A 7,945-nucleotide genomic window follows, 5' to 3' on the forward strand; every position below is an offset into this window, starting at 1 on the left:
CCCGTGCACTGATTGCCGGCGCCGTGGCTGCCATGCCGCTCTCCAGCAGTGCCCAGACGCCACCAGCGCCAGCCGGCGGTCCCTCGCCGATCGAACTGGCGCGCTATGCGGGCTATTTCGCGTTGCCAGACCTGCCGGGTACCGGCCCGATGCCCGCTATCGTCGAAAACCGCGCCACGCTCCCCAACCACCTTGTCTATCGCCCGGCCTCGCTTCCGAAGGATGGTGGCAAGCTGGGCGTCCTGCTGTGGGGCAACAGCGGATGCTCGGCCGATGCGGCCAGCGCGCGGCTCCACCTGCTTGAAATTGCATCGCATGGTTATGTCGCCATTGCGCCCGGCACCGCGTTGACCGGGCCAGACGCACCCGCTGCGCTTCGCGGGATCATGCCTGATCACGCGCTGCGTCCGGTGGCGACGATGCCGGCGGATATCCTCAAGGGCCTCGATTGGATTCTTGCCGAAAACGCCCGGCCGGGAAGTGATTTCTATGGAAGGATCGATCCGCGCCGCGTTGCAGTTTCCGGGCACAGTTGTGGCGGCGTACAAGCGCTGGATGCCGCGTCCGATCCGCGCGTCCATGCCGTCATCATCCACAACAGCGGCATTTTTCCGGATGGGACGCCGTTCATTCCCGGGCTGACGACACCCAAGCAAGCGCTGGAGCGCCTGCATACCCCGGTCCTCTATATCATGGGCGGCCCGGGCGACATTGCCTACGATAACGGGATGGACGATTTCCGCCGGATCAGCCGTGTGCCGGTGGCTATGGTCAATATCCAGCTCGGCCATCGCGGCAGCATGGACGAGCCATATGGCGGGCGCGTTGCGCAGGTGGCACTCGACTGGCTGGATTGGCAACTCGATGGCAATGCAGCGGCTGGGCGAACGTTCACGGGCCCGATGTGCCGCCTCTGCGTCGATCCGGCGTGGACTGTGCAGCGCAAGGGCTTTTAAGCGCCAAGTGGGCGGCATCGGGCGGTTGGCTCCGCCCGATGCCGCATGCGCTGCTCAGGGCAGCTTCTGCTTGTTGGGATCGATCTTGCGATCGCTGCGGAGCATCGGGTCCCAGTGTTCGGCGATCCGGCCATGCGCAATGCGGAACAGATCGAACCAAGTGGTGACATAGCGCTGCCCGGCCGCGTCGGTTTCTGGCCGTGCGAATGCGATCGTCACATAATCGCCCTCTGCCATGATATGAATCATCGGGATTTCGAGATGATCGAGCACCGGCCGCACTGGCCGGGTCGCCTTGACATAGGCGATGAGCCCGGCGAGCCCCTGCGCGGCATTCGGATTATGCTGGATGTAGTCCGTGGCGATGAATTCATGCGCACGGTCGGTGTCTCCGGCCTGCAGCACGATCCGATACATATCAAACACCAGGCGTTTGTTCGCCGCCAGCTTGCGATCGGCACTGGCGAGCAGAGCCCGCTGATCCCTGGCCGCGAGGACCACCACAGGTGCGGCGGGCGGGGTGACCGTAACGCCAGGCGGCACTGCGGCAGGCGCGCTGGCGGCCGCAGCCAGGAAGAGCAGGGAAGACAGGGCCATCGGAGTATCCAAACAGGAAGATGCAGGAAAGGAGATCGGGAGCTTTTACCAGATGGAGAAGCTCCCAATCCGATCGATCAGAACGAGCGCTTGACCGTGATGCGCCATTGGCGCGGCGCGGCCGGGAAGCCGGTCACCAGGCCATTGACGGCACGCGCATCGAGCAGCGCATAGTAGTACAGCTTGTTGGTAAGGTTCATCAGGTTACCGATCACCATCCACTTGCCGTCGGGCGCTTCCCACGCGAGCGAGGCGTTGAGCAGGGTGTAGCCCGGCACCTTGTTGAAGGTGGTGTTGGGGATCGAGGTATAGAAACTCGACTGGTACGTCATGTCGAGGCGCGGCGTGATCGCTCCGGCAGATTCCGTGTCGATCCGATATTGGGCGCTTGCGCTAGCCTTCCATTTCGATGCCAGCGGGAACTGCGAATTGAGCGTCGTCCCCGCGCTGATGGCCGCAGCCTGCAGCGACTTGAACCCGATGTCGAGATAGCCGAGGGTTCCTTGCAGCGTGAGCTTGTCGATCGGGCGGGCGGTCACTTCCAGTTCACCACCCTGGGTCCGGGCCTTGCCGGCGTTGAGCAGGGCGCTGCATGGCTGGGCATAGCTGGCCAACGGAACGTTCGGATAGGCCGGATTGGCCGGGCAAGAACTGACCGGCAGCTGCAGGTTGGTATAGTTGCCGTAGAACAGGCTGGCGTTGACGCGCAGGCGGCGATCGAACAGGTCGCTCTTGAAGCCAATTTCATACGAGGTCAGCCGTTCGGGATCGAACGGGATAACCTGATAGAGGTTGTACGGCCGGGGATTGACCCCGCCACCCTTGAAGCCGGTTGCGACCGAAGCATAAGTCATGAACGTCGGCGTCCACTGATACTGTGCGGCCACGCGATAATCGACGTTGTCTCCCTTGAACGTGCCCGACAGGCCGTTCACCGGGCAGACTGCAACGTTGACCACGGTTCCGCCTGCCTGCGGGCACGGGAAATAGGGCGGGCCATCGGGATGGAAGCCAGCGACCGACCCAGGCACGCCGAGGCGCCCGAAGTTGAAGGTCTTTTCCTGCTTGGAATAGCGCAGGCCACCGATCAGCTGCAGCTTGTCGGTCGCTTTCCAGTCGATGTTGCCGAACGCAGCATAAGTGGTGGCGGGCACGCGATCACGTCCCAGGAAATCGAAGGGCGGAATATCGATGCGCGAATCCAGCTTGGTCTTCTCGTTCATGTAGAACCCGCCCAGCGTCAGGTTGACGCGGTTGTCGAACAAGCCGGCATTGAGGCGGAGTTCCTGGGTAAATTCGCGATAGGTCAAGGCATTGGTCAGCAACGCGCCGCCGATCGGGGTGGTGTCGCTGTCATCGACATAGTCCATGCGCTGACGGCGATAGGCCGTGATCGACTTGAGCGAGACATGATCGCCGATCTTGTAGTCGATGGTGAGCGAACCACCACCGCCATGCGTGGCCGAACGCGGCTGGACGCAATAGGCCGCGGTCTTGTCGCTGGGCGACGGATCGCAATACGTCGCATAGCTTACATAGGCGCTCTTGCTGTACGGATCGGTGGCATAGGCACCATAGGGCGAATAGCTGATGAACTGTGATGCGCCGCTGGCGGTGCCAAGGCTTACGCCGTTGATGCTCGTTTTGGGCGTTTGCCCCGGGTTCTGCGCATAGAGCAGCGTTTGCGGCGTGCCTTCCGAATTGTCGTTGATGTAGTCGCCGGCCAGATTGACCTCGAGCGTGTCGCTGGGAACCCAACGCAACTGTACGCGGCCCGCCGTTACCGACTTGCCGCCCAGCGTGCCCAGCTTGCAATCGCCCGAAGAGCCGAACGAGGGGACCGCCGTGCCGGGATGGGTGCAGGCAAAGTCATAGCGCGTGACATAGCCATCCTTGCTGTCGGAAACCCCGGTGATGCGCATGAACAGACGATCGCGGACCAGCGGGATATCCGCCGCAGCATTGACCCGGACATTGTTGAACCGGCCATAGGACAGCGCAACATAGCCGCTGCCATCACCGGTCGGCTTCTTGGAATAGAGTTTGACCGAACCACCGATGGAGTTCTGCCCCGCCAGCGTCCCCTGAGGCCCGCGCAACACCTCGACGCGGTCAAGGTCGACAAGATCGAAGTTCGCCCCGGCGATCGAACCGTAATAGACGTCGTCGATATAGGTGCCCACGCCGGGCGACACCGCCGGGTTGGAATCGACCTGGCCTACGCCGCGGATAAACGATTGCACCGACGGGCCAGCACCCGCTTGCGCCGGCTGCAAGACAACGTTGGGCGCCTGCGCCGCAATGTCGCTCACGTTCGTCAGGCCCTGTGCCGACATCGTCTCGGCCGAAAGGGCCGTGATCGCCAGCGGCGTGCGCTGGACGCTTTGCGCGCGGAACTGCGCGGTAACGACGATTTCGCCGATCGCCCCTTCGGTGGTGGCGGTGTTTTGCGCAGCGCCTTGCGGTTCTTCAGCCGGGCTCTGCGCGGTTTGGGCCCAAGTGCTGCCCGGGAAAGCAAGCACAGTGGCAAATGTGGTAAGCGCCGCAGACTTCAGCAGCCAGGTCTTGCGCAACGTCGAAGCGTTAATTCTATCGGTCATGATAACTCCCCTCCTAATAATGGCGGGTTCTGGCCGCCTTGTTTGCCGTTAACGTGCAATCGATTGAATCTTTGGACACAAAAACGCGATGGTCGTTATCGCGTCATTTGACTGGCTTGGCTTTGGACAGTGGCAGGAACCCAGCACCCATGAACTTGCGCCCGCAACGGAAGCGGCACATGCACCCTGGCGATCGGGCCGCGGCTGGGCCGATCGGCATCGAGCACCCACAGTTCGGATTGAAAACCCGCGTCGCCATTGGCCTTGTCGACAATGCACAGCAGCCAGTCACTGCCGTTGGGCTCTGTCGCCGGAACGTGAACGGGCTCGCTGACAGCATGGCCCGGCGGCAGCGCCAGCATGTCGATCTCGCCATGCGGCAGCGTGATGCGGATCAGGCAATTGAAGGCAGCGCCCACTGGCCCACCCGGCAGCGGCGGCCCACCCTGCGGGTTCATCGAGAGATACCAGCCGGTCTTGTAGTCGCGGCCGCAATCCGCATCGCGAATCCGCGGCATGTCTCCGGGCGGCCCGAGCGGCGTCACCGTGAAATGTTCGCCCTCGCCAGCCAGGTCGAACGTCCAGCGTTCAAATCCCCCGCGAATGGCGCGTTGATCGATATGGATACCACCCGCCTCGCGCATAAAGCCAAACGCATTGGTTTCCGAAACGAACAGATCCAGGTGCACCACATCGCCCTCGTCAAAGGCATTCATGATGTGAAAGGCCGAAGCGCCCTTGGCACCCTTGAACCACCGCATTCCCGCCACGTCGCCGTCTCGGCCCATGATCCCCACGCAGCATTCCAGGTTCTGGTCGTGCGCCCATTTCGGCCCACCTGCCCGCAAGCGGTCGAGATCGGTCGTGGTGGGGAAGAACGGGAAGATCGCGCGGCTGCGCGTGATGGCAAAATCATGGATCATGCCGTGATAAGGCTGCTGGAACCACTGCTCGCGCATCAGGTGCCCGCGCGGGTCAAGCACCGCATAGGAAACGTCGCGCGAGCAGGCGCCATCGGCTTCATAGCCGAACAGGAACAATTCGCCGGTCTCGGGATCGACGCGAGAGTGCGCCGTTACGGTTTGCGAACGCAAGGCTCCGTCGAAATCACATGCCCCCTTGGTGGCCAATGTGTCCGGATCGATCTCATAGGGGAGACCATCCTCCTTGGTCATGAACAGGTGCCCGGCGTGCCACAGCGGCGTCGTATTCGCGACGGTGCGATCGGTTTCGGCCACCGAGGGATGATCGGTGAACGGATTGCGATAGCCGCCAAACAAGGCCTGGCCAGCGTGTTGCTCAGCCAGATAGCGCGCGGTCTGGACGTAGCGGATGTCGAAATCCACCGCACCTTTGCTGAAGCGAAAGCGGGAAATCATGCCATCGCCCGACAGGATGTTGTCGTCGGCAAACATCGGTGGATGGGCCGGGTCTGGCACGGCCCGGAAAAACGATCCTTCCAAACCGGACGGTAGCGTCCCTTCCACAGTAAGGCCGGGCACCGAGGCCTCGATGCCAACCGGGGTGTTAAGGCCGCGAAAATGGACAGTATCGGGATAGGCGTCGCGATCGCTGGCCACCCAAGGCTTTTCGCTGACCGGCAGGGTGCGTTCGTCGTGCACGTGTCTCTCCTAGATCGGGCTTGCGGCCCGCCATCCGTTGCTTGAAAATATCGAGAATGGCGGCCCTGCCCGGTCTTTCTGAGATTTGGATATCGGCAAATCGCCGAACATCTATAAAAAACCGGACAATTGAATTTACAGCAACCCAATGGGCGTCAGGCTTCCGAACGGCTCATCGAGCGGGCACCAACGCGATGCCCTGTCACACCAGTGCCCAATAGGTGAAGATGGAGTGCGATTTGTCGCGATCCGCCTTGCCCACGAAGATAGTCTGGCTGAGCCATTCATGGGGCCCCTCGGGCGCTTCGAAGCGAGGCGTCAGCCCCATGTAATACTCCGACGGATCGACGTGTTCGTACCGCTGCATGCGATCCAGCACAGCCTTGTCGGCGTGGCGGATTCCGGTGTTGTGAAGCGCAACGATAGTGCCGTCATCTGCCTGGAGCAGGTAGCGCGCATCAAAACGCACGCTGTTGTCGGGCCGGATGGTCGGCCAATCGCCACCGCTGTGCGGAATGACTTTTCCGGAAAAACGCGGCCCCGTCACCGTGCCCCCAAGAACGCCGACGTAGCCACGATCAAAGCCCCAGTACGTCGGCCCATAGCGCAGCCGCTCGCCCAGTTCGATCCGGATCTGAAAGGCAAATTCAAAACTTGGCGGCCGCGCATCGGGCGGGATCACGAAGCCGTTCGCGCTCGTCTGGGTTTTGACAACTTCGGTGGCGGCGTTAGCCAGGGTTGGCAGCATTCCCGCGACGCCCACTGTGCCTGCAATCATGCTCCGGCGCGATACTTCAGCGGTCATCAGATGTCTCTCCCGGCCTGGGCTGGCGATTTCCAGCTCCAATTGTGACGCATTCGTGCGCCTGCTGCAGCGGACTAACCATATAATGTCTGCTTTTTCAAGCCGATTCGATTTAGCTTTTCCCGGATATCAGCCAATCGAGCGATAAAATGACATCGATTGCAAGGAACATTGGTGCACGCCATCGCCTGATATCTGCCAAGGCTAAACGTGCAATTCCTTCTGATTCAGTGCATTATAAATCATCGAATTGCCCGCTCAACGGCTTGCCATCGGGGCACTTTTGGTGACTATGCATTGCACGGTTGAGGGCAGCATGAATTGTCAGGGTAATGACAGTCCGTGATGAGGTTCCGCTAACCCGCGCCTGCTGATATTGCGATGCTGTCGGGCTCCATGATCTGCCCTGCAAATTGGAAGAACAAGATATGACTGCTGCAGCCCATCCTGCGAGTCCTTCGGCGAAAGGTGGCGGCCGAAAGAAAAAATCAAGCCTTCACAAAAGCATAGCCCATGATTTGGGAGTCGCGATCGTCACCGGCCGGCACCAGCCCGGCGATATCCTCAGCACTGAAATCGAATCGAGCGAGCAGTTGAGCGTCTCGCGCAGCGCTTATCGCGAGGCGATCCGTATTCTCACCGCCAAGGGTTTGGTGGAATCCCGCCAACGCACGGGAACGATCGTCTTGCCGATCACGCGTTGGGCCATGCTCGATCCCGACGTGATGGCCTGGATGTTTGAAGGCGGCGCCTCCGAATCGGTGCTGGATGGGCTGTTCGAAATGCGCCTGATCATCGAGCCGGCGATGGCGCGCCTGGCCGCGATGCGCCGCACGCTCGACCATATCGCCGATATGCGCAAATCGCTCCAGACGATGGAACGCCATACGCTCGCCACCGACGAAGGCCAGGCGGCAAACCGCCGGTTCTACAGCATCATCGTGCAGGCGACGGGTAATCCGCCGCTGGTCAACCTCGGCAACAGCCTCGGTACTTTTGTGCTGTGGTACACCGAATTCCAGGGCAACAGCGGCTCTAAGCCACGGGATACGATTGCCGAGCATTGGGAACTGTTCGATGCCGTTGCAGCGGGCATGGTCGACGAGGCCGGCATCGCGATGGAAAAGCTCATCCGCGCCAACCAGGCAGACTTTCCAGAGCGGCAGAATATCGCAATGTAATCCTCAAGGTAGCCAATCGGTAACAATCAAGGTTGTCCCTAGGCGTTCAAAGGTAGACCTGGCTCACATTCCTTTCGAATTTGGCATTTCTGTAGCGCGACAAACTGGATGATGATTGCGCGTCAATCAGGATGAGAATGTGATTGTCGCGGCGCGTCGATCAGTGCCTGTTTAGGTTGTCGCT

The 7,945-nt window shown here is 61.1% G+C and carries 6 protein-coding genes; 2 read left to right on the forward strand and 4 right to left on the reverse strand.

Going from position 1 to position 7,945, the window contains the following annotated elements:
- Nucleotides 1–32 precede the first annotated feature (32 nt).
- A complete protein-coding gene (locus tag ABIC78_RS20595) occupies nt 33–956 on the forward strand; it encodes an alpha/beta hydrolase (protein WP_253941689.1) in 924 nt (307 codons plus the stop codon).
- A 54-nt stretch (nt 957–1,010) separates the two neighbouring features.
- Here ABIC78_RS20595 and ABIC78_RS20600 read toward each other — a convergent pair whose 3' ends face one another.
- From ABIC78_RS20600 to ABIC78_RS20615, 4 genes are all read right to left on the reverse strand, one after another.
- The gene (locus ABIC78_RS20600) at nt 1,011–1,553 is read right to left on the reverse strand and encodes a nuclear transport factor 2 family protein (protein WP_354491768.1); all 543 of its coding nucleotides are present in this window, start codon (nt 1,551–1,553) and stop codon (nt 1,011–1,013) included.
- A gap of 77 nt (nt 1,554–1,630) precedes the next feature.
- A complete protein-coding gene (locus ABIC78_RS20605) occupies nt 1,631–4,153 on the reverse strand; it encodes a TonB-dependent receptor (RefSeq protein ID WP_354491770.1) in 2,523 nt (840 codons plus the stop codon).
- A 95-nt stretch (nt 4,154–4,248) separates the two neighbouring features.
- Complete coding sequence (nov2, locus tag ABIC78_RS20610) at nt 4,249–5,775, reverse strand: lignostilbene-alpha,beta-dioxygenase NOV2 (protein WP_354491772.1); 1,527 nt, start codon at nt 5,773–5,775, stop codon at nt 4,249–4,251.
- A 202-nt stretch (nt 5,776–5,977) separates the two neighbouring features.
- Nucleotides 5,978–6,580 (reverse strand): DUF3237 family protein, encoded by a 603-nt coding sequence (locus ABIC78_RS20615; protein ID WP_082209109.1) that lies wholly within the window; start codon nt 6,578–6,580, stop codon nt 5,978–5,980.
- Between the two features lie 428 nt (nt 6,581–7,008).
- Here ABIC78_RS20615 and ABIC78_RS20620 point away from each other — a divergent pair, with 428 nt between their 5' ends.
- Nucleotides 7,009–7,761 (forward strand): FadR/GntR family transcriptional regulator, encoded by a 753-nt coding sequence (locus ABIC78_RS20620; protein ID WP_022676253.1) that lies wholly within the window; start codon nt 7,009–7,011, stop codon nt 7,759–7,761.
- Nucleotides 7,762–7,945 lie beyond the last annotated feature (184 nt).

The sequence above is a fragment of the Novosphingobium sp. 1529 genome, assembly GCF_040544855.1.
Taxonomy (GTDB): Bacteria; Pseudomonadota; Alphaproteobacteria; order Sphingomonadales; family Sphingomonadaceae; genus Novosphingobium; species Novosphingobium capsulatum.

Excerpts from the sequence above, each read along its gene's own strand:
- ABIC78_RS20595 (WP_253941689.1), top strand. The coding sequence starts at position 33 with ATGCCGCTCTCCAGCAGTGCCCAGACGCCACCAGCGCCAGCCGGCGGT.
- ABIC78_RS20600 (WP_354491768.1), bottom strand. The coding sequence starts at position 1,553 with ATGGCCCTGTCTTCCCTGCTCTTCCTGGCTGCGGCCGCCAGCGCGCCT.
- ABIC78_RS20605 (WP_354491770.1), bottom strand. The coding sequence starts at position 4,153 with ATGACCGATAGAATTAACGCTTCGACGTTGCGCAAGACCTGGCTGCTG.
- ABIC78_RS20615 (WP_082209109.1), bottom strand. The coding sequence starts at position 6,580 with ATGACCGCTGAAGTATCGCGCCGGAGCATGATTGCAGGCACAGTGGGC.
- ABIC78_RS20620 (WP_022676253.1), top strand. The coding sequence starts at position 7,009 with ATGACTGCTGCAGCCCATCCTGCGAGTCCTTCGGCGAAAGGTGGCGGC.